Source organism: Lentibacillus sp. Marseille-P4043 (genome assembly GCF_900258515.1).
Classification (GTDB): domain Bacteria; phylum Bacillota; class Bacilli; order Bacillales; family Amphibacillaceae; genus Lentibacillus_C.
In genome coordinates this window covers 651023-673908 of sequence record NZ_LT984884.1, presented here as the reverse complement: position 1 = coordinate 673908, position 22886 = coordinate 651023, and the positions used below count along the sequence as shown (strand labels likewise).

Sequence of the window (22886 nt, the reverse complement as noted above, 5' to 3'; positions counted from 1 at the left end):
TAAAGGACTGATCTAATGATTTTTGCTAAATGTTGCATATTTTTCTCCTTCTAAAATGTCCGAATGTGATAACAAAAGGCCATCATCTCCTAACATGGGCAGGATGATGGCCTTTTCGACTCTTCAGCGTTTTCGTTTATTTTTCTTATTATCCAAATTAAGAAACTCTGTGTCTTCTGCAATTTCTACATCGTTACTTCGCTCACGTTTTGGGGTTGTATCATATTTAATTACGTTTCGTTGATTTCCTTTATCTTTGTTACGGTTCTTGTTTTGCTCAGACATGAATGGAACACCTCCCATAATTATTCTAAACAGTATTTAATGTTTCCTAGTTGAGAAAAATTATTTCTGAATGCCCTGAAAGCTGTAAACTTACTTGTTGAGAGGTTTTTAATATATAGTTACTTTTCCTCATATATTATCAAAAGTCGTAAAAATTGTAGAATTTCGTCATGCGATAAGTTAAAATTAAATCTAATAAGTTTTTGGAAAATACATGTAGAAAAGGGAATGTAGCAAATGGTCTATTCTATTAACATCATTAAATTTCTGTTTTCCATGGACGATCATTTATACCGAATCAATAAAGCGGAAAAGATAAAAAATTTGTGGAGATTATGTTTGTTGTTAACCTTGTTTAGCATGGCTATTTACACTTGGATGGCTTTTCTTGGAATAGGGTCCGATATTATTTCAAGCAATGCAATAGAATTAAATACACTTGATTACGAGCAAAGTAAATTTGGTTTTGCTCTTGGGCGATGTGTTTTTGCGATCCTGTTAGCGCTTATTGTATTATTCATACCCTCCCTTATTTTTTATGCAATAACAGGTATCCCGTATCAAAAACTCATTATTATGCAGCAAATTGTTTTATTAGTGATGCTTGTGGAACGAATCTTATGGATACCGCTTATGCTATATTGGGGATTGGATTGGTATGTTTCGCCGCTATCATTTGGGATCATTGCCTCCCATCTCACAAGTACACCATGGATCGTTTCCTTCTTTGGAGCAATCTCTTTAGTCCAGTTATGGATTATCTGGTTTCAGGTGAAATACATCCGTTACTTGTCCACGATCAAACAGCGATGGATATGGCTTAGTGTAATTGTTATACATATTATATATTGGTTAACCGTAACGTTTCTAGGTTTTATTGATGTTCATTTAATAAGTGGGTGGTTTGAATGAAGCGGAAAAAAATTATCTATTTATGTGTTGTCTTGTTTATTGGTATTAACATTTGCCTCATTGCTTTTGATAAAGAAGAAAATGTTGAAAGAAAGTCTTATGTAACAGATTGGGCGAAAACGTTTAAAGCGGATATGTACGAAAAAATCGATAAACCAGGTGTTCTGGCTGCGATAGAGGAAAATGATATCTATTTTAATGACAATATGGGAAGTTTTCAAGGATTTTTAGTTGATGAAGGTACGCAGGTGAACGTGGGAGATGAATTGTATACATATCAAGTTCAAGATTACTTTGCCACGAAAGCACAATTGGAAAGCGAAATCGACAAGATAAATGGAGAAATCTCTGCGATTGAGCAAGCAATTTCAACGATTTCATTTTACCAAGTTCCCCGTATTAATGTATCGCTTGGTAATGAGGATGACAGTGAGGAAACAACAATTCCATCCGTTGAAGCGGATTATATGAAGAAGCAATATTTGACGCAGAAGGAAAATGAATTAGCTCAGAAAAATGCACAACTTGAAAGTGTACAAACGCAATTAACAGAATTGCAGATGAGCGGGGATACCATTACGGTAGAAAGCCCTTATCAAGGAAATATAACGATGGTATCCGAATCATTAGCTGATCCGCTTATTACAATTGAATCCACTCAACTATATGTGAAAGGTGAGTTGACGGAAAAAGAGCGAATGGAAATGGAACAAGGAATGCCTGTCGAGGTGGCTGTTTCTGAAAATGACACCGTATTGCAAGGGACCATAAATAAAATTAGTGATTCGCCAAAAACAGTTGATATAAGCGGGAAAAGTATTTATCCATTTGCTGTATCCTTTGCAGATGAAGCGGAGCAAGAGGAATTGTTGCCTGGGTTTCATGCGAATATGGCAATTACAATGGACGAATCAACCGGTGCGACTGTGGCACATGATGATGTGATTTTTGGTAATAGCATTTGGAAAATGACCAGTGAAGGGAAATTATCTAAACAAAAGATTAAAAAAGGAATTCATTCTAACCAGAGGCAAGAAATAACGGAAGGAGCGAACTTCGGTGATTTGGTAGCGGAAGACCACAAAAGCCAATTCCGTTCTGGAGCAACATTTATAACGCCGTTAAAGTTGGATGAAGTTCGCTGGAAGCAATTATTTGATGCAGATGAATTTTGGAAAAGCTTTGTTACTGGGCTGTTGTCAAGATAATCGATTTAGATAAAACTTAAACCCCGTTCCAGTCATAAACGCCTACCTCGTCCCATAAAATAGTTCAAGCAGATATTAATAAGGGGCGAGGAGAAATATGGGACGTACGGGGAAAGTTATCAGCTGGGGGGCAGGTTTAGTACTTTTAGCGTTTTTAATTCAATTTCCGATTCAAAAGACGGAATCAACATGGGAATCATGGTCCTTACCGCTTGCAGGTAAAACAATTGTTATTGATCCTGGACATGGTGGCCCTGATGGTGGAGCTGTTGGTAAAGATGAAACCCTTGAGAAGGATATTGCACTGATGGTTGCCAAGAAACTGCAGGACTACTTGCAGCAATCGGGCGCACTAGTTTATTTAACAAGGGAAAAGGACGTTGATTTGGCAGAGGATGGAACAAGTGGATTAGCTCGGAGAAAATCAGAGGATATTCGTAAGCGACTTTCATTTATCCATGATAAAAAGGCGGATTTTTTTGTCACGATTCATTTAAATGCCATCCCTTCAACTCGCTGGAGTGGGGCGCAAACATTTTATCACCCTAAGTTTGAGGAAAGTAAACATTTGGCAAAAATGATCCAGGCAGAAGTTATTCGCAACCTTGAAAATACCAAACGTTCGGCATTAGCTATTAATAATATATATTTATTAAAACACGCAGAAGTTCCCGGTTCGTTAGTAGAAATTGGCTTTTTATCGAACGAGCATGAACGGGAATTGCTGAAACAAGGGGATTACCAACGGAAAATGGCTGGCAGTATATATGAGGGTATTTTGCGGTATGTGACAGAGGATGTAGAAGAGGAAGAAGAGTAAGGAAATTCCATAGTTCAATCATTGTAACATACCCTAACCAAATAGATGTGGTTGGGGTATGTTTATTCATTCTTACAAAAAGAAAGATAAACAGCCTTTGCAGTGAAATATTGACATTTATCCCCATGATTCATATCACTTAGATTTTTTGTGAATTATGTTATACTAGCAATTAATGATGGGATTATTGTGTGGATATGATTAGCTAATTCTGTCGATGCTAGGAAAGGGATGGTGTTTACTGTGTTATCAAAAGAAGAAGTTGTACAATTGCTTAGCTCGGTTAAGGATCCATTTTTACATAAAACGCTAGAAGAAACTGGCGGTGTGAAAGATGTAACAATTAAGGAAGAGAAAAAGCATGTTAGTGTAAAGGTTGGAATCGGCAAGACGAATACAGGGGAACAAATGCAGTTGCAACAAGAAATTGTTAACATTTTAAAGAAAAATGGTGCAAACACTGTTGGACTGCGATTTGAAAAGTTACCTGATGAGGTTATTCAAAAGTTTCAGCCAGCTGCCGAAAAGGAACAAGAGGCATCGTTGATGGGTGGAAACACGAAAACAAAATTTATCGCTGTTGCCAGTGGTAAAGGCGGTGTAGGGAAATCTACCGTTACGGTTAATTTAGCTGTTTCCTTAATGCGCCTCGGTAAAAAGGTCGGAATTATCGATGCTGACATTTACGGTTTTAGTGTACCGGACATGATGGGTGTGGAAGAACGCCCGGTAGTGCGCGGGGAGAAGATATTCCCAGTAGAACGTATGGGTGTAAAAGTTATTTCCATGGGATTCTTTGTGGAAGATAACTCTCCAATTATTTGGCGTGGTCCGATGCTTGGTAAAATGCTAACAAGCTTCTTTAAGGAAGTGGAATGGGGCGATGATCTGGATTATCTCCTTCTTGATTTACCACCAGGTACAGGAGACATTGCCATGGATGTCCATGAAATGTTGCCAACATGTAAGGAAGTTATCGTAACAACACCACATCCAACTGCTGCTTTTGTAGCGGCACGTGCAGGACAAATGGCGATGAAGACAGACCACAAAATATTGGGTGTTGTAGAAAACATGGCCTATTTTGAAAGCAAGAAAACAGGTGAAAAAGAGTACGTATTTGGTCAAGGTGGCGGTAAAAAGCTTGCGGAAGTTTTAAAGACACAAGTGCTTGGGCGCTTACCACTCCAGCAGCCATATGAAGAAGAGGATATCTTTGCTCCATCTGTTTATCAGCAAGATCATCCATTAGGAAAAGAATATCATAAAATCGCTGCAAAAGTTGTGGCGGAAATGGAAGAATAAAAAACAAACAAGAGGTGGCAGATGTCACCTCTGTTTTTTTATTTACCGCCACCTTCTCCACCTTTACCCTCTCCTTTTGATTTACCACCTTTTTCTTTGCTTTTTTCTTCAGCAGCCTTTAGTAATATGTCAGTCATTTTAGCTTGGAATAATGGAGTTTGGAGGGTTTCCTTAATTGTATCTTCTAGGTGTGAACGGAATTTCTGGCTTTTTAACACTTCAAGCATTTGGTCTGTCATTTCCGGATTTTTGAGAAGATCTAGCATTTGCTTTTGAAAGTCAGCATCGTTCATCAATTCTTTCATTAACTTTTTATGCTCGTCGGACATTGATTTTGCGTACCCTTTAACAAATTCGGTATCATCGAACAATTTTTTCCACATTTCTTTCCCTCTTTCGGAAACAAGGGCTTCATTTATTGCCTTTTTTACCGCATCATCTTGAATAACCAGTTGCTGTTTAAGTTTGTCGTCTGCTAGTATTTCGGCCAGTGCTTTTTTTCCATCTTCTGTCTGCAATATATCAACAACCATTTTTTTGGTTGTATCGTAATCAGCTTTTTCGCCTGCTGCACCACTTTCCCCACCACAAGCGCTAGCTATCAAAAGTGTTAACCCAGCAAAGGAAATAAAAATTGCACGAAGCATTTTAATCCTCCTTCCCTTACAGTGCATGTTCAAAAAGTTGCCAAATTAGAAGTAAGAAGGTCGAGGCAGCGTAGTCTTGATGACCGGACTTGCATAGGACGTGCTGACTTCTGCGTTCCCCACAGGACGTGGGCGGTTTTAGCAGAAGTTCTTCTACCCCAACGAAGAGATTCGTCGCTTTTTATTTGGTGACTTTTTGAACAACATCTTACATATGTTTAATATGAGAAATAAAAGATAAAAATATGCACGTCAGGAAGGAAAAATGCGTGCGTTCGTGATAGAATACCATTGAAAGGATGTTTTCAATAAGTCACTGTGATTTATTGAACATGCACTTAAACAAATTTTTTACGTTAATAAATGTTGTATCACTACATAGCACTAATGGCAGGAGGATATTGGTTTGAATAGTCGTAAATGGGTAAGATTGTTTTTAACAACATTGGCAATTGGTGGTGCTGCTGGGATAATTACCAGTTTCTTTGTAAAAACAGCTTCCTATACAAAATGGTTAAACCCATTTGATTTTTTTGATTTATTAGGTGTGCTCATCTTTTTTATGGGCCTTGGCTTTGTGTTTAGTCTTGTTAGCCAAACTGGTTTTTTTGCCTATTTATTCATTAATCAATTTGGGTTAGGTATATTTCGTAGTTTTTGGCCAACCGTTCAAGTATTATTAATTGTCTTCGTGGTTTTTGATTTAATTTATTTTCCGTATAATGCCTCTGATGATGGTTCGTTATTGTTATACATTTTAATTGCCGCATCGATACTTATTTATGGGTGGATTATTGCTAAAATAAAAGCGAAAGAAACAAACCAACGGGCATTTATTCCAGCGCTTTTTTTAATGGTTGTGATGACGACAATTGAATGGGTTCCAGGTCTGCGTACTAGTGGGACGGAATATGCATGGCTGATGATCGTTCCTTTATTGGCTTGTAATACGTATCAACTATTGATTCTGCATCGAATTAATAAACCTGATCCAAAGAAGCCTTCTGAGGAAAGCAAAGTGGAAAAAAACGGCTCGACTAAGCGTAAAAATACGAGTGCAAATAAAGCGTAGTATGTAGTATCAAAACCCGGTGAGTCTTTGAAAAAGGCTAACCGGGTTTTGAAGTTTAATCGACTAACTTAGATTTTGCGTGTGCTTGATTGATTAATTCAGATAGTGATACAAATGTAAAGCCTTTGTTTTTTAAGCCGGGTAAAATGGTTTTTAATGCTTTTGCTGTCTGTTTAACAGAATCAGATGCGTGTAGTAGGATAATATCACCATTTGCGGTTTTTTCCATAACAGTGTCAGTGATTTCGTTCGTCCCTGGATTTTCCCAATCATTTGGATTCACATTCCAATGGATTACTTTAAGTCCAAGGTTTTCTGCTACCTTAATAATTTCCTCGTTAAAATGTCCGCTTGGTGGTCTAACAAGATTAACATCTTTATATCCGAGCTTTTGAAATACTTCTTTCGCTTTTAATAAATCCTTCTTTACTTGTTCGATATCTTGCTCTAAATAACTTTTGTAGCGGTATCCAAGCATTCCAATTTCATGTTTCCCCTCTGTGATCTTTTCGATTACTTCTGGATGCCGCTCAGCCCATTCGCCGCTTAAAAAGAAGGTTGCTTGTACGTTTTCTTGCTTTAATTGTTTTAATATATCAAAGACCTTCTCTTCTCCCCAACTAATATTAAATGTTAATGCAATATTAGCCTCATCCTTATTTCCCTTCGTTAAAGCGGTTGGTTCCCCTTCCGCAGAAAAAACGGAAAACGTTCCATCACGTTGAAACCATAAAAACGTTGCAGTGAATAGGGCGAGTAAAATAACAACTGACCATCGTTTCCATTTACCAAAACGCAAGGTATAAAAATGTTCCATCAAATGTCCTCCTAAAATCGCCTTTGTTTTAGTTTATGATGGAGAGATTTTAATATGAACAAGCTCTGGATGGATAAAAACATGATGTATGGGGAAACTAAAAAAACTTGAAAAATAGAGTGAATATAGGATGAAAAAGTAGAAAAGGAGGGTAAAGGGGTATTTAGACGAAAAGTTGCAAACAGATGTACATAGATTAAATGTCAGAAACCGACAACATTCGCTATTTTTCACGAATAAATATGGTGGATAGGTTGTTAAAAATGTAAATGTGGCATTGAAATAAGTTAATTATAACTGATTATGGAAGTTTGAGGTGGGAGCAAAATGTTAGGGTTATTAATTAATGATATGGAACAAAAGGAAGTAGAGTACTTATTGAAAAGAGAGCTAGAAGAATTATTAATGGATTTAGAAGATCATCGAATTGATCATTTAGTGAAACGAGCCATGCGTGAGCGGTATCAAATTCTTTTTCAGCTATTCCGCCGGGTAGCAAGCAAGCAGGAGTGCTTAAAGTACATGCCTAAGCGCACGAAGAATGAGTAAAAAGGATAGGAATGAATGAAAGGTCAATAAGTGAGTCGATAAGGCTAAAACATTTATTGGCTCTTTTTTAAGGTATCTAACGATTTTTTCTCGAAATTTGTTGAAAAGAGAAAAGTTATATGCTATATTAGTCTTTGTTGTTAGGGAAATTAGAAATTTGGTTTTCACTATAATAAAGGTTTTATAAAATTATTTTGAAAAACTTATTGACATTTAAACCTAGCCATGATAAACTATTTCTTGTCGTTAAAAACGACCTGATAAAAATTGATCTTTGAAAACTGAACAAAACAACCAGTATGTCAAGAAAAACACAAACCGTTTTTCTTTTAAAAAACTAGAAGGTAACACTTCTAAAAGCTAAGACATTGAGATGTGATTGATCGGTGTTAATCACATACAAACTTTTTTGGAGAGTTTGATCTTGGCTCAGGACGAACGCTGGCGGCGTGCCTAATACATGCAAGTCGAGCGCGTGAAACTTGCTGAAGCCTTCGGGTGGATGCTTGTGGATCGAGCGGCGGACGGGTGAGTAACACGTGGGCAACCTGCCTGTAAGATCGGGATAACTTCGGGAAACCGAGGCTAATACCGGATGATACTTTTTCTCGCATGAGGAGAAGTTGAAAGATGGCTTNGGATGCTTGTGGATCGAGCGGCGGACGGGTGAGTAACACGTGGGCAACCTGCCTGTAAGATCGGGATAACTTCGGGAAACCGAGGCTAATACCGGATGATACTTTTTCTCACATGAGGAGAAGTTGAAAGATGGCTTCTGCTATCACTTACAGATGGGCCCGCGGCGCATTAGCTAGTTGGTAAGGTAATGGCTTACCAAGGCAACGATGCGTAGCCGACCTGAGAGGGTGATCGGCCACACTGGGACTGAGACACGGCCCAGACTCCTACGGGAGGCAGCAGTAGGGAATCTTCCGCAATGGACGAAAGTCTGACGGAGCAACGCCGCGTGAGTGATGAAGGTTTTCGGATCGTAAAACTCTGTTGTTAGGGAAGAACAAGTATCGTTCGAATAGGGCGGTACCTTGACGGTACCTAACCAGAAAGCCCCGGCTAACTACGTGCCAGCAGCCGCGGTAATACGTAGGGGGCAAGCGTTGTCCGGAATTATTGGGCGTAAAGCGCGCGCAGGCGGTCTTTTAAGTCTGATGTGAAATCTCGTGGCTTAACCACGAGCGGTCATTGGAAACTGGAGGGCTTGAGTGCAGAAGAGGAGAGTGGAATTCCACGTGTAGCGGTGAAATGCGTAGAGATGTGGAGGAACACCAGTGGCGAAGGCGACTCTCTGGTCTGTAACTGACGCTGAGGCGCGAAAGCGTGGGTAGCGAACAGGATTAGATACCCTGGTAGTCCACGCCGTAAACGATGAGTGCTAGGTGTTAGGGGGTTTCCGCCCCTTAGTGCTGAAGTTAACGCATTAAGCACTCCGCCTGGGGAGTACGGCCGCAAGGCTGAAACTCAAAAGAATTGACGGGGGCCCGCACAAGCGGTGGAGCATGTGGTTTAATTCGAAGCAACGCGAAGAACCTTACCAGGTCTTGACATCCTCTGCAAACTCTAGAGATAGAGTGTTCCCTTCGGGGACAGAGTGACAGGTGGTGCATGGTTGTCGTCAGCTCGTGTCGTGAGATGTTGGGTTAAGTCCCGCAACGAGCGCAACCCTTGATCTTAGTTGCCAGCATTAAGTTGGGCACTCTAAGGTGACTGCCGGTGACAAACCGGAGGAAGGTGGGGATGACGTCAAATCATCATGCCCCTTATGACCTGGGCTACACACGTGCTACAATGGATGGAACAAAGGGCAGCGAAGCCGCAAGGTCAAGCAAATCCCATAAAACCATTCTCAGTTCGGATTGCAGGCTGCAACTCGCCTGCATGAAGCCGGAATCGCTAGTAATCGCGGATCAGCATGCCGCGGTGAATACGTTCCCGGGCCTTGTACACACCGCCCGTCACACCACGAGAGTTGGCAACACCCGAAGTCGGTGAGGTAACGCAGACGCGAGCCAGCCGCCGAAGGTGGGGCCAATGATTGGGGTGAAGTCGTAACAAGGTAGCCGTATCGGAAGGTGCGGCTGGATCACCTCCTTTCTAAGGATTATTAGAAGGAACGCGGAGTGAGGTCATTTCAGATGATCTCCTCGGTAAGGGCGTACTTGGTTGTTTGGTTCAGTTTTGAGAGAGTGAATCTCTCGCTTTGTACCTTGAAAACTAAATAAGAGTAAGACATTCAACGACATCAAATTTAAGTTCTTAATCTTAATATAATAGTTAAGTGAATAAGGGCGCACGGTGGATGCCTTGGCACTAGGAGCCGATGAAGGACGGGACTAACACCGATATGCCTCGGGGAGTCGTAAGTAGACTTCGATCCGAGGATTTCCGAATGGGGGAACCCACTGTTCGTAATGGAGCAGTATTTGTATCTGAATACATAGGATACAAGAGGCAGACCCGGGGAACTGAAACATCTCAGTACCCGGAGGAAGAGAAAGCAAACGCGATTTCCCAAGTAGCGGCGAGCGAAACGGAATCAGCCCAAACCAGAAAGCTTGCTTTCTGGGGTTGTAGGACACTCCTTTGGAGTTACCAAGAAATTCTTTAGATGAATCGATCTGGAACGATCAGCCATAGCGGGTAAGAGCCCTGTAATCGAAAAGGAATTTCCTCCGGAGTGGATCCTGAGTACGGCGGAACACGAGGAATTCCGTCGGAATCTGGGAGGACCATCTCCCAAGGCTAAATACTCCCTAGTGACCGATAGTGAACCAGTACCGTGAGGGAAAGGTGAAAAGCACCCCGGAAGGGGAGTGAAAGAGAACCTGAAACCGTGCGCTTACAAGTAGTCGAAGCCCGTTAATGGGTGACGGCGTACCTTTTGTAGAATGGACCGGCGAGTTACGATCGTATGCAAGGTTAAGTGGAAGACACGGAGCCGAAGCGAAAGCGAGTCTGAACAGGGCGAATATAGTATGCGGTCGTAGACCCGAAACCGTGTGATCTACCCATGTCCAGGGTGAAGGTCAGGTAACACTGACAGGAGGCCCGAACCCACGTATGTTGAAAAATGCGGGGATGAGGTGTGGGTAGGGGTGAAATGCCAATCGAACACGGAGATAGCTGGTTCTCTCCGAAATAGCTTTAGGGCTAGCCTCAAGCAAAGAGTACTGGAGGTAGAGCACTGATTGAACTAGGGGCCCTCATCGGGTTACCGAATTCAGTCAAACTCCGAATGCCAGCTACTTAGACTTGGGAGTCAGACTATGGGTGATAAGGTTCATAGTCGAAAGGGAAACAGCCCAGACCGCCAGCTAAGGTCCCAAAGTATACGTTAAGTGGAAAAGGATGTGGAGTTGCCCAGACAACCAGGATGTTGGCTTAGAAGCAGCCATCATTTAAAGAGTGCGTAATAGCTCACTGGTCGAGTGACTCTGCGCCGAAAATATACCGGGGCTAAACGTATCACCGAAGCTGCGGATTGTTCTTTGAACAATGGTAGGAGAGCGTTCTAAGCGCTGTGAAGTCAGACCGTGAGGACTGGTGGAGCGCTTAGAAGTGAGAATGCCGGTATGAGTAGCGAAAAAAGAGTGAGAATCTCTTTCACCGAATGCCTAAGGTTTCCTGAGGAAGGCTCGTCCTCTCAGGGTTAGTCGGGACCTAAGCCGAGGCCGAAAGGCGTAGGCGATGGACAACAGGTAGATATTCCTGTACCACCTCATGACCGCTATTAGCGATGGGGGGACGCAGAAGGATATGGAAAGCGCACCGATGGATGTGTGCGCCCAAGCAGTTAGAAAGTTGGATAGGCAAATCCGTCCAACAATTTCAAGCTGTGATGGGGAGGGAACTAGAGTACCGAAGTTCCAGATTCCACACTGCCAAGAAAATCCTCTAGCAAGGTCACAGGTGCCCGTACCGCAAACCGACACAGGTAGGCGAGGAGAGAATCCTAAGGTGATCGGGAGAACTCTCGTTAAGGAACTCGGCAAAATGACCCCGTAACTTCGGGAGAAGGGGTGCTTCATTTACATGGAGCCGCAGTGAATAGGCCCAAGCGACTGTTTAGCAAAAACACAGGTCTCTGCGAAGCCGAAAGGCGAAGTATAGGGGCTGACACCTGCCCGGTGCTGGAAGGTTAAGGGGAAGCGTTAGCGCCATTGGCGCGAAGCGTAGAACCGAAGCCCCAGTAAACGGCGGCCGTAACTATAACGGTCCTAAGGTAGCGAAATTCCTTGTCGGGTAAGTTCCGACCCGCACGAAAGGTGCAACGACTTGGGCACTGTCTCAACGAGAGACCCGGTGAAATTATACTATGCGTGAAGATGCGCATTACCCGCGACAGGACGGAAAGACCCCGTGGAGCTTTACTGTAGCCTGATATTGAATGTTGGTACAGCTTGTACAGGATAGGTGGGAGCCTTGGAAACCGGAGCGCTAGCTTCGGTGGAGGCACCCGTGGGATACCACCCTGGCTGTACGGACATTCTAACCCAGGACCGTGATCCGGTTCGGAGACAGTGTCAGGCGGGCAGTTTGACTGGGGCGGTCGCCTCCTAAAAGGTAACGGAGGCGCCCAAAGGTTCCCTCAGAATGGTTGGAAATCATTCGCAGAGTGTAAAGGCAGAAGGGAGCTTGACTGCGAGACCTACAAGTCGAGCAGGGACGAAAGTCGGGCTTAGTGATCCGGTGGTTCCGCATGGAAGGGCCATCGCTCAACGGATAAAAGCTACCCCGGGGATAACAGGCTTATCTCCCCCAAGAGTTCACATCGACGGGGAGGTTTGGCACCTCGATGTCGGCTCATCGCATCCTGGGGCTGTAGTCGGTCCCAAGGGTTGGGCTGTTCGCCCATTAAAGCGGTACGCGAGCTGGGTTCAGAACGTCGTGAGACAGTTCGGTCCCTATCCGTCGTGGGCGTTGGAAGTCTGAGAGGAGCTGTCCTTAGTACGAGAGGACCGGGATGGACACACCGCTGGTGTACCAGTTGTTCCGCCAGGAGCATAGCTGGGTAGCTACGTGTGGCAAGGATAAGTGCTGAAAGCATCTAAGCATGAAGCCTCCCTCAAGATGAGACTTCCCATCACTTCGAGTGAGTAAGATCCCTCAGAGACGATGAGGTTGATAGGTCCGAGGTGGAAGCGTGGTAACACGTGGAGCTGACGGATACTAATCGATCGAGGACTTAACTATATTTCTTTTTATTCGTTGTTTGTAAAACTCTTATTTAGTTTTTAGGGTATAAAAAGTGTTATACCGCAAATAGTATGTCTGGTAGCAATAGCGAAGAGGTCACACCTGTTCCCATGCCGAACACAGTAGTTAAGCTCTCCAGCGCCGATGGTAGTTGGGGCCTTGCCCCTGCAAGAGTAGGACGCCGCCAGGCTTGTTTTTTGTATTTGTATTAGATTTAATTTAATGTTACATTTATGTTAATACTTTTTATTGTTCCACAGTAGCTTGACCGTAAACACCCTGTGAGTAACTTCATAGTAGGTCATGCGAGGAGTGTAGCTCCATCGAAAACTCTTGCAACACGACGAGCACAACTTGTTTGATTGTAGTACAATGATAAATACTTTTTATTGTTCCACAGTAGCTCAGTGGTAGAGCTATCGGCTGTTAACCGATCGGTCGTAGGTTCGAATCCTACCTGTGGAGCCATTTTTTATGCTTCCATAGCTCAGCAGGTAGAGCACTTCCATGGTAAGGAAGGGGTCAGCAGTTCGAATCTGCTTGGAAGCTCTTGGTATGAAAGGCTTTTGCCCACTTTAGGGCAAGAGCCTTTTCCTTTTCTTCTAACAAACTTCTAACGAGCGTCATTTTACCGAATGTTCGTTCTTATGCTTTTGCATGTTTTCATTAAATGTTTTTACAGCTTCAATCTGCATCGATGGTAATAAATGAGCATAAGTATTTAATGTTAATTCCACTTTTTCGTGACCTAATCGTTCAGACACTATTTTAACTGGTACACCCATTCCAAACATTAGTGTTACGTGCGTGTGTCTTAAATTATGTAAGCGAATCTTTTTTTAATTTGTTTTTATCTTCGTCAATCTTATCATTATACCTCTTTATCAATTTATCAAATCGCCTATTAACATTCCGAACACTAACAGGGATCCGTCAGCGCTGCAATTGACCAGGTTTTGATCATCATAATTCTTTCCTCACTTTAATATATTAGCTGCAATAACTTTTTTGCGCTTTAATAATTCATCCTTCATATCCCCATCAATATCAATAACACGCCTCGCTTTATTACATTTTCCCTTGCTGAATCCTGTTTTACTATATGACCCGCATAGTACGTAACTTATTATTATCAAAATCAATATCCTGTCATTAGACGAATTTTTAAATCCAGAAGAACGAGGGAATTTAATGTTTGCTGTGACAAAAGAAAATGAATTGGTTGCTTTCTTTAGTATTGATTATGCTCGCTTTTAGTTGTATAAGATGCTTATATTTTTACAGATTTCCTTGGTAGGAAGGGGTTAGTAGTTCGAATCTGTTTGGAAGCTCTTTTACTCTGGAAAAGCATCTAAGTCTTTGTATCAAAGATTTAGATGCTTTTTAGTTTGGAGTAAACATTTTAAAATGTGTGGGTTATAGGGAATCCTTGAAAGATTTAATTGTATCAAGCACTCTGGAAAAACCAAGAAGAAGTATAAATACCACAAAACCTAATAGGCAAAGATTCACGTAATACCAGCTACCACTACCAAGTAAATCAAGTGGTGTGCTTGCGGATGGTGTATTAGCAAGATAAAGATAGTTAGCATCAAATACCGGATTTATCACAAAGCCGATAAAGATAGCATACAGGATTAACAAGAAGTATGCTCCTAGCATTGATTTAAACGTGATTTTTATACTACCTGTGAACACAAGGAAAATACTCGCCCAGGAGATCACAATATGATGAATGAAAAACTTCCAATAACGAAAATGTGGAAAGTCATAAGGGAGTTCAGGTGTGATTAGTGCCAAGAGTGCTGGAATGAAACCAATAAAATAAGCTGTGATAATTAACCTTCTGTTATAGTTGATCAATGCAATGGCTGCAATAATACTTGCGATACCACAAAGATGAAGTGGTAAATGCTCATTCACACTCCAAACCCCATTAGCGATGGTCCAGGTTTGATACGCTAATTCCGATAAAACTAACAAACTGAACAAAATCCAACGTATCATATTGAATAGAACACTATTTTTCTGAAGTACATTATAACCTGTAAGTAAAAATAATAGTCCTATTAAATAGATTAGCAACATGAAAAGGTGAGATGAACCAAAAGCTATAAACGGATCCCCCTCGATACTTACAAACCATCCTCTCATAAGTTATCCCCCGCTAAATGAGCTAGTGATATATACCTAATTATATGAAACTAATGCAGAAAAAAGACGCTTAACATTTTAGATAAGCGTCCGTTAATTTATTCCCCAATTATGTGATAACCGGAATCGACATGAAGCACTTCACCTGTAATACCTCTTGATAATTCACTCATGAAGAATAATGTTGCATCTCCTACTTGATCCTGATCAATATTGCGTCGTAAAGGTGCCTTTTCCTCAATTACAGATGATTTCTCATTGAATCCTGAAACACCCTTTGCTGATAGCGTCCGAATTGGCCCTGCAGAAACAGCGTTCACTCGTATTCCATATTTACCCACGTCTTCTGCTAGATACCTTACACTGGCTTCTAATGATGCTTTCGCTACTCCCATGACATTGTAGTTTTTAATGACTCGTTCTGCACCTAAATATGTCTGTGTAACAATACTTCCGCCCTCTGTCATTAGTTCCTTCGCTGCTTTTGTAACAGCTGCTAATGAATATGCACTAATTTCCTGCGCTAATAGAAAGCCCTCTCGTGAAGTATCAGCATACTCCCCTTTTAATTCTTCCTTATTAGCAAAAGCAACCGAGTGAATTAATCCATGAATAACGCCAACATTTTCTTTGATTTCACTAAATGCCGAATGAATGCTTTCATCGCTTGCAACGTCACATGAAACAATCAATTTTGGCTGAATACCGTTTTCTTCAAGTAGTTTAACAAGCTTTTTTTGGGAACGTTCTTGCCGATTGGTGAAAATTAGATTCGCCCCCGCATTATGTAATGATTTGGTAATTCCCCAGGCAATACTCCGTTGATTCGCCACACCCATTACAACTATATTTTTTCCATTTAATAAATCAGACATTTGTGTACCTCCCATAAAGATTTCTGTAAATATTATAACCTAAATAATCTAGTTAAAGAACCATGGATTATTCTCTTTAGTTATTGCATGAAGAAAGGCTTTAACACGTCTAAAATAAAAAGATTAAGAAAACTACTTTTCCCCTTTACAAAAATAGCTAATCTGTTTATAATAAGATTCGTTGGTTTACGACAGGATTATGCAAAAATATGACACCTTTTAAAATGGCCCGTTGGTCAAGTGGTTAAGACACCGCCCTTTCACGGCGGTAACACGGGTTCGAATCCCGTACGGGTCACCATTTAACTTAAAGGATAGTAATGAAGGCAAGTTAAATTCACGAAAACAATCGTCAATTTATGTCGTTAATCATCCTGTGTGTTGGAGGATTAGCTCAGCTGGGAGAGCACCTGCCTTACAAGCAGGGGGTCGCAGGTTCGAGCCCTGCATCCTCCACCATTTGATAAATAACTGAAATCAACAAACGAAGGATCTTTGTCGAATAACATAGCTAGAATATGTATATACTTAGATTAGATCTCATAAGCCGGCCTAACTCAATTGGTAGAGCAACGAGCGACACTTCTACCGAATAAACTGCGAGTAACCCCGATGCATTCACATCTGCGAATAGTCTTGTAGAAGTAGGGGTAATATAGCCGTTAACCTTAATGAATTTTCTGCTATGTGCACGCTTGCGAGGAGTGCAACATCACTGAACGGACTTGCAACACGACGAGCACACTTGATGAACATACTTGTAAGATAGAAAAGCCTTTAATTAATAAGCCGGCCTAGCTCAATTGGTAGAGCAACTGACTTGTAATCAGTAGGTTGGGGGTTCAAGTCCTCTGGCCGGCACCACTTTTTCACGTATAAAACTTAAGATATTGTTAACAATACGGAGGGGTAGCGAAGTGGCTAAACGCGGCGGACTGTAAATCCGCTCCCTCAGGGTTCGGCAGTTCGAATCTGCCCCCCTCCACCATAATTATTTTGTTGGGCTATAGCCAAGCGGTAAGGCAGCGGGTTTTGATCCCGTCATTCCCAGGTTCGAATCCTGGTAGCCCAGCCATTTTTCATTTTTATATACATAACAACTTAAACTTACCGAGCCATTAGCTCAGTCGGTAGAGCATCTGACTTTTAATCAGAGGGTCGGAGGTTCGAATCCTCCATGGCTCACCACTAAACAAACGAAGAACACTAGCATAGATATAAAATACATAGTATAATTAGAAATAAACAAGGTCGTTATGTTTGTCAACAACCTTGTTTATTTGCATTTTATACTGTTTTTTTACATAATAGAAACAGTAATTTTTTTTACCAAAATAACAAATTTTAAATGCAAAAATATATTATATTGAATTGCAAAAGGATGAATTGGTATGATAACTTCTAGAATCCCTGGTTTTTATAATATGACTGTTGAAGAACGAAGAGAATTATTGGCATCCAAGCACGTATTTGATGACGAAAAAAAGGGGCATTCACTTGAACAGGATGCCTTACCAGTTACGACAGCAGATAACATGATTGAGAATGTTATTGGAACTTATCCATTACCACTTGGATTAGGACTGAACTTTTTAATCAATGGAAAAGACTATATTGTACCAATGGCAATTGAGGAACCTTCTGTTGTTGCTTCAGCTAGTCATATAGCCAAAATTGTCCGGAATGCTGGTGGTTTTACGACAGAAGCCACGGGAAGAGTCATGATTGGGCAAATACAAGTTGTTGGTTGTCCAGATATGGAAGCTGCCAAAAAAACTTTATTAGCGGAAAAAGATGCCTTAATCAATGACGCGAATGCTGCATATCCTAGCTTGGTTGCTAGAGGTGGCGGTGCAGAGGATCTAGAAGTACGACTTTTAAATGAAAACTCGGACTCGAAATATGGTAAAATGTTAGTAGTCCACGTCTATATAAATACGTGTGACGCAATGGGTGCAAATATTATCAATACGATGGTCGAATCATTAGCACCAACGATTGAGCAATTAACAAAAGGGAAAGTGTTTTTACGCATCCTGTCTAATTATGCTGATCGGTGTCTTGCAAAGGCAAAATGTGTTATACCTCCTGAGTTATTAGCAACTGGAGATTTTACTGGGGAAGAGGTACGTGATGGTGTAGTTCATGCTTATGAATTTGCCGCCTCTGATCCGTATCGAGCAGTTACCCATAATAAAGGGATAATGAATGGAATTGACCCGATTGTGATTGCGACCGGAAATGATTGGAGAGCAGTTGAGGCAGGGGCACATGCGTATGCAGCGCGTCATGGAAAATATAGCTCAATGACGACGTGGTCTACGGATGATACGGGTAATTTGATAGGAGAACTTGAATTACCAATGTCCGTGGGAACTGTTGGCGGATCAATCCGTGTTCACCCTATGGCCCAAGTTGCTCATAACATGTTAAATGTAGAGTCCGCAGAAGAACTGGCTCAAGTAATTGTTTCGGTTGGGCTCGCACAAAATCTTGGTGCACTAAAAGCCTTGGTAACCGATGGAATCCAAAAAGGTCATATGGCCTTACATTCTCGATCTGTTGCAATGGCTGCAGGTGCTACTGGGGAGATGATTGATATTATTGCTGAACAATTAATAAAGCAAAAAGAAATCCGTGTTGGAAAAGCTAAAGAATTGGTGGAAGAATATATAAAATGAGTGCAGAAAAGGCAACAACTTCAGAACAAACAGCTATAGGTATAGCTCATAGTAAATTAATTTTAATTGGGGAACATGCAGTTGTACACGGACAACCAGCAATCGCTATCCCTTTTCCATTAGTTGAAGTAGAATCGGTAATTGAAAATGTTCCTGGGGCGGTTAAAATGGATAGTGCCTTTTATCATGGCCCACTTGATTCAGCACCAGAGGCATTGGATGGAGTTGTGAATTGTATCAAGGCGGCATTGGAACAACTCGGTTTACCATGTAAAGACTTATTAATTCGTATTAAATCATCCATACCACCTGGCAAAGGCTTAGGTTCTAGTGCCTCGGTGGCTATTGCTGTGATACGATCCCTATTTGCCTATGCGGATGAGGACTATACGGAAGAAGAATTATTAAGATTGGCCAATATTTCGGAGACGTATGCTCACGGGGCTCCTAGTGGAATTGATACATTAACAATTACCTCTGGCTCCCCTGTTTGGTATGAAAAAGGTCGGCCATTTTGTTTTATTCAGCCAAACACAGATTTTCACTTCGTTGTTGCTGACTCGGGCAGAATGGGTGACACAAGGTCTGCGGTGGAGTCTGTTGCGGAATTGTTTAAATCCGCACCAAGAAAAATCCAGGCTAGCCTTGATCGAATTGGAGAAATCACACATCAGGCTAGAAGGGCACTAGAGAAAGCGAGTAAGCATCTGTTAGGAAAGACACTCAATGAGGCGCAAAAGGAATTAGAAGCACTTGGTGTTAGCGATGCAGGCTTAAATAGGCTAATTTATTTAGCACGGAGTGAAGGAGCATTAGGCGCAAAGCTAACTGGTGGCGGAAATGGTGGCTGTATTATTGCTTTGGCTCGTAATGAGGCCCATTCACATCAACTCTCTGAAAAATTGAGGAAATTTGGCGCGCATGCAGTATGGCCTTTTGTATTACGTAAACAAAAATAATTGACCATATAGGATTAACGATTGAAATGAGGATAATGATGAAGGCTACAGCAAAAGCACATACAAATATTGCCTTAATAAAATACTGGGGAAAACGAGATGAAACATTGATCCTACCGACAAACAATAGTCTGTCATTAACTTTAGATGGATTTTACACAACAACTACGGTTACATTTCGTGATGATCTCTCTAGTGATACATTTTTTTTGAATGATCAGGCTATAACTGGCGAACAATTTAATCGCGTGTCAACGTTTCTTGATCTTATAAGAAGTGAGACACAGGCAACCAACTTGTATGCTGAGGTCCGTTCAACCAATCATGTCCCAACAGCTGCGGGCTTTGCTTCATCAGCATCGGGTTTTGCGGCACTTGCAGCAGCAACAACTCGAGCCCTGGACTTATCAATTAGTGATCAAGATCTTTCACGCCTAACTAGACAAGGTTCAGGGTCCGCATGTCGATCGATATATGGCGGATTTGTTGAATGGCGTCAGGGAACAAAACCAGATGGATCTGATTCCTTTGCAGTACAAGTACAACCTGCTGAACATTGGGATGTACGAGTTGCTGCTGTCGTCTTATCGGATACGATGAAAAAAGTATCTAGTCGTGAAGGTATGAAGCGAACTGTTAATACATCTCCATTTTTTTCAGGATGGGTGAACAGTATCCCATACGACCTTGAACTGATCAAACAGGGTATCAAAGATCGTGACTTTGAAAAGGTTGGGAATATTGCAGAAGCAAATTGTTTAAAAATGCATGCTACGACGCTTGGTGCTAATCCTCCATTTACGTATTGGCATGCTACAACACTTGCGGTTATGCAGGAAGTACAAACAATGAGAGAGCGTGGAATTCCTGCGTTTTTTACAATTGATGCAGGACCAAATGTTAAAGTTCTTTATTTGCCCAAAGATGAAGCAACAGTGAAAAAGGCACTCCTTGATATACCTGGTGTTCATGACGTAATTGTAAGTCGATCAGGACAGGGAGTAACTTATTTATGAAAAATTTGTCGAATACATCAATGACGATCCGGGTACCAGGTAAATTAATGGTGACAGGTGAATTTGCAGTTCTTGAGCCATTTCACCAATTAGTTGTTATGGCGGTTGACCGTTATGTCTATGGAACAATAGTTGAAAGCAATGAAAATTATTTATCTTTACTGGACTTCGAATTGACAAATTTGGAGTGGCAATATAAAGCGAATAAAGTTCAAGTTAATACGAGTGATAATCGTGTCCAATTTGTTGAGGATGCTATGACAATAGCAATCACCTATTTACAAGAACGTGCAATTATGCCAACTGGTTTTCACTTGTCGATTAAAAGTGAATTAGATGATGAATCCGGCGTAAAGTACGGACTAGGATCAAGTGCAGCGGTTGTGACCTCTGTCATTGCTGCTGTCCTCCATAAATATTTACCTACCAAGCCATCAGCGGAATTAGTTTTCAAGCTTGCAGCAATAGCTCATGTTAAAACACAAGGAAGCGGTTCTGGTGCTGATGTTGCTGCGTCATTATATGGTGGTTTTCTTCGTTATAGTTCATTTCAAGCGGAATGGTTACTTGAGCACTACTTGAAAGCGAAGTCGCTAACGGAACTGTTGGAGGAGGATTGGCGCTATTTCTCTATTAAACCAATTGAGCTTCCGAAAGATGTGTACCTATGTATTGGTTGGACAGGTAATCCTGCGTCAACCTCAAAATTAATTCCGAAAATACGCAAGCTTAATGATGAGAGCCCAAGTCTTTATGAGCAGTTTTTGCAGGAGAGTGAGCAGGCGGTCACTACTTTTTTAGCAGGTTTTGAAAAAGGTGACTTGGATCTCCTATTAAAGGGAGTAAAGCAAAATAGACACGCACTTGCTACAGTTGGAGAAAATGCTGGGGTTGATGTTGAGACACCGTTATTGAAAACATTGTGTGACTTAGCTGAGCAACATGGCGGTGCGGGTAAACCTTCAGGGGCTGGTGGTGGAGATTGCGGTATTGCATTTCTACCAGATAAGGAAAGCGCTCAGCAACTAATGCAGGCTTGGCAAGAAGCCGGAATCAAACCATTAACAATCAGCCCTAATTTAGAAGGTGCAAAAGTAATTGAGACACTTTAATATTAGATAATAAGCCAGGTGTTTTCCGATTTAGGAAAGCGCCTGGTTTTTTTTAAAAAGGCGTTTTCGGTTTACCAATCCATGTTCCATGCGAAATTGCTCATAAAAGGTCAAAAAACCGCGAGCGCCAGCAAGCTCTTGAGGAATAGAATTAGATATTTTCCGTCAAGATTGGCACATTTGCTTCTGTATATATATACACTAAAATGTTGAGTTGAGTCATTGCCTTAATTTTGGCTAAAATAAGACTAAAGGGGGCAAAGACGATGAAAAAAGAGATGTCTATTATTGGAGTACCAATGGATTTAGGACAAAATCGACGTGGAGTTGACATGGGTCCTAGTGCAATCCGTTATGCGGGTGTTGTCGAAACGTTAGAGCGCTTGCAATATGACGTGCGTGATCTAGGTGATATCCCGATCAACCGTCCTGATAGTAAACATGATAAACGGGAAGGAAACCTACGTAATTTGGAACAGGTTGCAGGAGCCAATCAAACATTAGCGGAAATGGTTGATCAAGAAATTAATAACAATCGCTTCCCTCTAGTACTAGGGGGTGACCATAGTATTGCAATCGGTAGTTTAGCGGGAATTGCCAAACACTATGATAATCTTGGCGTTATTTGGTATGATGCGCATGGGGACTTGAATTCCGGGGAAACCTCACCATCTGGGAATATTCACGGGATGCCATTAGCAGTCAGCTTAGGTATTGGTCACGAAAAGTTAACGAATATGCTAGATTATCAACCTAAAATCAAGCCTGAAAATATTGTTATTGTTGGGGCACGCTCGCTTGACCCTGGGGAAAGAAAGCTAATTCAAGATAAGGGAATAAAGGTCTATACAATGCATGAAGTGGATCGAATGGGCATGCCTAAAGTAATGGCCGAAGCGATAGATTATTTAAAAGAGCGGACTGATGGTGTTCACCTTAGTCTTGACCTTGACGGGTTGGATCCATCTGAAGCTCCTGGAGTAGGGACACCGGTACTTGGTGGATTAAGCTATCGTGAAAGTCATTTAGCGATGGAAATGCTTGCGGAATCAGAAATTCTAACATCTGCAGAATTTGTCGAAGTCAATCCAATCTTAGATGACCAAAATAAAACAGCTACGGTAGCTGTTGGATTAATGGGTTCCTTATTTGGGGAAAAGCTAAAATAAAAAAGTCAAAAAACAAAAAAGACATTGAATTTCAAAAAGAAATTTGATGTCTTTTTTTACCCTGATTTTTCTCTATTTTCATTTTCGTTATGAT

The 22886-nt window shown here is 41.4% G+C and carries 17 protein-coding genes, 8 tRNA genes and 3 rRNA genes; 22 read left to right on the top strand and 6 right to left on the bottom strand.

Features of this window, described 5'->3' with window-relative positions:
- Nucleotides 1-123: 123 nt before the first annotated feature.
- Nucleotides 124-285: a hypothetical protein gene (locus tag C8270_RS20225; RefSeq protein WP_199794634.1), complete on the bottom strand. Its 162-nt coding sequence runs from the start codon at nucleotides 283-285 to the stop codon at nucleotides 124-126.
- A 237-nt stretch (nucleotides 286-522) separates the two neighbouring features.
- Between C8270_RS20225 and C8270_RS03520 the strand changes: the two genes are divergently transcribed.
- The 4 genes from C8270_RS03520 (at nucleotide 523) to C8270_RS03505 (ending at nucleotide 4530) form a co-directional block, all read left to right on the top strand.
- A complete protein-coding gene (locus tag C8270_RS03520) occupies nucleotides 523-1197 on the top strand; it encodes a hypothetical protein (RefSeq protein WP_106495451.1) in 675 nt (224 codons plus the stop codon).
- A complete protein-coding gene (locus tag C8270_RS03515) occupies nucleotides 1194-2405 on the top strand; it encodes an efflux RND transporter periplasmic adaptor subunit (RefSeq protein ID WP_106495450.1) in 1212 nt (403 codons plus the stop codon). The genes C8270_RS03520 and C8270_RS03515 overlap by 4 nt, the downstream gene beginning before the upstream one ends.
- Before the next feature lie 97 nt (nucleotides 2406-2502).
- Nucleotides 2503-3225 (top strand): N-acetylmuramoyl-L-alanine amidase CwlD, encoded by a 723-nt coding sequence (gene cwlD, locus C8270_RS03510; protein ID WP_106495448.1) that lies wholly within the window; start codon nucleotides 2503-2505, stop codon nucleotides 3223-3225.
- A gap of 243 nt (nucleotides 3226-3468) precedes the next feature.
- Nucleotides 3469-4530: an Mrp/NBP35 family ATP-binding protein gene (locus C8270_RS03505; RefSeq protein ID WP_106495446.1), complete on the top strand. Its 1062-nt coding sequence runs from the start codon at nucleotides 3469-3471 to the stop codon at nucleotides 4528-4530.
- 38 nt (nucleotides 4531-4568) lie between these two features.
- On the opposite strand, the gene gerD is transcribed toward C8270_RS03505, so the two are convergent.
- Nucleotides 4569-5177: a spore germination lipoprotein GerD gene (gerD, locus tag C8270_RS03500; RefSeq protein WP_106495443.1), complete on the bottom strand. Its 609-nt coding sequence runs from the start codon at nucleotides 5175-5177 to the stop codon at nucleotides 4569-4571.
- 406 nt (nucleotides 5178-5583) lie between these two features.
- Between gerD and C8270_RS03495 the strand changes: the two genes are divergently transcribed.
- Nucleotides 5584-6249, top strand: coding sequence for a KinB-signaling pathway activation protein (locus C8270_RS03495; protein ID WP_106495441.1), 666 nt, complete (start codon nucleotides 5584-5586; stop codon nucleotides 6247-6249).
- A 55-nt stretch (nucleotides 6250-6304) separates the two neighbouring features.
- On the opposite strand, the gene pdaB is transcribed toward C8270_RS03495, so the two are convergent.
- A complete protein-coding gene (gene pdaB / locus C8270_RS03490; RefSeq protein WP_106495439.1) occupies nucleotides 6305-7066 on the bottom strand; it encodes a polysaccharide deacetylase family sporulation protein PdaB in 762 nt (253 codons plus the stop codon).
- A 327-nt stretch (nucleotides 7067-7393) separates the two neighbouring features.
- On the opposite strand from pdaB, the gene C8270_RS03485 reads away from it, so the two are divergent.
- The 6 genes from C8270_RS03485 to C8270_RS03460 all read left to right on the top strand — a co-directional run bounded on the left by C8270_RS03485 (nucleotide 7394) and on the right by C8270_RS03460 (nucleotide 13375).
- Complete coding sequence (locus tag C8270_RS03485) at nucleotides 7394-7615, top strand: hypothetical protein (RefSeq protein WP_106495438.1); 222 nt, start codon at nucleotides 7394-7396, stop codon at nucleotides 7613-7615.
- A 406-nt stretch (nucleotides 7616-8021) separates the two neighbouring features.
- Nucleotides 8022-9724 (top strand): 16S ribosomal RNA (locus C8270_RS03480).
- A gap of 178 nt (nucleotides 9725-9902) precedes the next feature.
- Nucleotides 9903-12823: ribosomal RNA gene (locus C8270_RS03475) — 23S ribosomal RNA — on the top strand.
- A 77-nt stretch (nucleotides 12824-12900) separates the two neighbouring features.
- A 5S ribosomal RNA gene (gene rrf, locus C8270_RS03470) occupies nucleotides 12901-13016 on the top strand.
- The 16S, 23S and 5S rRNA genes sit together here with 2 tRNA genes alongside, the layout of an rRNA operon.
- Nucleotides 13017-13219: 203 nt before the next feature.
- A tRNA-Asn gene (locus C8270_RS03465) sits at nucleotides 13220-13294 on the top strand.
- A gap of 8 nt (nucleotides 13295-13302) precedes the next feature.
- Nucleotides 13303-13375, top strand: a tRNA-Thr gene (locus C8270_RS03460).
- A 74-nt stretch (nucleotides 13376-13449) separates the two neighbouring features.
- Here C8270_RS03460 and C8270_RS03455 read toward each other — a convergent pair.
- The 3 genes from C8270_RS03455 to fabI all read right to left on the bottom strand — a co-directional run bounded on the left by C8270_RS03455 (nucleotide 13450) and on the right by fabI (nucleotide 15855).
- Entirely contained in the window at nucleotides 13450-13659 is a 210-nt protein-coding gene (locus C8270_RS03455) for a tyrosine-type recombinase/integrase (RefSeq protein ID WP_267894856.1), read from the bottom strand.
- Nucleotides 13660-14242: 583 nt separating this feature from the next.
- Nucleotides 14243-14980 (bottom strand): YwaF family protein, encoded by a 738-nt coding sequence (locus tag C8270_RS03445; protein ID WP_106495432.1) that lies wholly within the window; start codon nucleotides 14978-14980, stop codon nucleotides 14243-14245.
- A gap of 98 nt (nucleotides 14981-15078) precedes the next feature.
- Nucleotides 15079-15855, bottom strand: coding sequence for an enoyl-ACP reductase FabI (gene fabI, locus C8270_RS03440; RefSeq protein WP_106495431.1), 777 nt, complete (start codon nucleotides 15853-15855; stop codon nucleotides 15079-15081).
- 226 nt (nucleotides 15856-16081) lie between these two features.
- On the opposite strand from fabI, the gene C8270_RS03435 reads away from it, so the two are divergent.
- The 11 genes from C8270_RS03435 to rocF all read left to right on the top strand — a co-directional run bounded on the left by C8270_RS03435 (nucleotide 16082) and on the right by rocF (nucleotide 22792).
- Nucleotides 16082-16156, top strand: a tRNA-Glu gene (locus C8270_RS03435).
- Between the two features lie 82 nt (nucleotides 16157-16238).
- Nucleotides 16239-16314 (top strand) — tRNA-Val (locus C8270_RS03430).
- A 329-nt stretch (nucleotides 16315-16643) separates the two neighbouring features.
- Nucleotides 16644-16719 (top strand) — tRNA-Thr (locus tag C8270_RS03425).
- 39 nt (nucleotides 16720-16758) lie between these two features.
- Nucleotides 16759-16843, top strand: a tRNA-Tyr gene (locus C8270_RS03420).
- Between the two features lie 12 nt (nucleotides 16844-16855).
- A tRNA-Gln gene (locus tag C8270_RS03415) sits at nucleotides 16856-16930 on the top strand.
- Between the two features lie 37 nt (nucleotides 16931-16967).
- Nucleotides 16968-17043 (top strand) — tRNA-Lys (locus C8270_RS03410).
- Between the two features lie 203 nt (nucleotides 17044-17246).
- Nucleotides 17247-18536: a hydroxymethylglutaryl-CoA reductase, degradative gene (locus C8270_RS03405; protein ID WP_106495428.1), complete on the top strand. Its 1290-nt coding sequence runs from the start codon at nucleotides 17247-17249 to the stop codon at nucleotides 18534-18536.
- Nucleotides 18533-19495, top strand: a complete 963-nt coding sequence (mvk, locus tag C8270_RS03400; RefSeq protein WP_106495427.1) for a mevalonate kinase — start codon at nucleotides 18533-18535, stop codon at nucleotides 19493-19495. The genes C8270_RS03405 and mvk overlap by 4 nt, the downstream gene beginning before the upstream one ends.
- A 38-nt stretch (nucleotides 19496-19533) precedes the next feature.
- The gene (gene mvaD / locus C8270_RS03395) at nucleotides 19534-20511 is read left to right on the top strand and encodes a diphosphomevalonate decarboxylase (protein WP_106495425.1); all 978 of its coding nucleotides are present in this window, start codon (nucleotides 19534-19536) and stop codon (nucleotides 20509-20511) included.
- Nucleotides 20508-21623, top strand: coding sequence for a phosphomevalonate kinase (locus C8270_RS03390; protein ID WP_234028470.1), 1116 nt, complete (start codon nucleotides 20508-20510; stop codon nucleotides 21621-21623). Before mvaD ends, C8270_RS03390 begins: the two co-directional genes overlap by 4 nt.
- 266 nt (nucleotides 21624-21889) lie before the next feature.
- Entirely contained in the window at nucleotides 21890-22792 is a 903-nt protein-coding gene (gene rocF / locus C8270_RS03385; protein WP_106495422.1) for an arginase, read from the top strand.
- Nucleotides 22793-22886 lie beyond the last annotated feature (94 nt).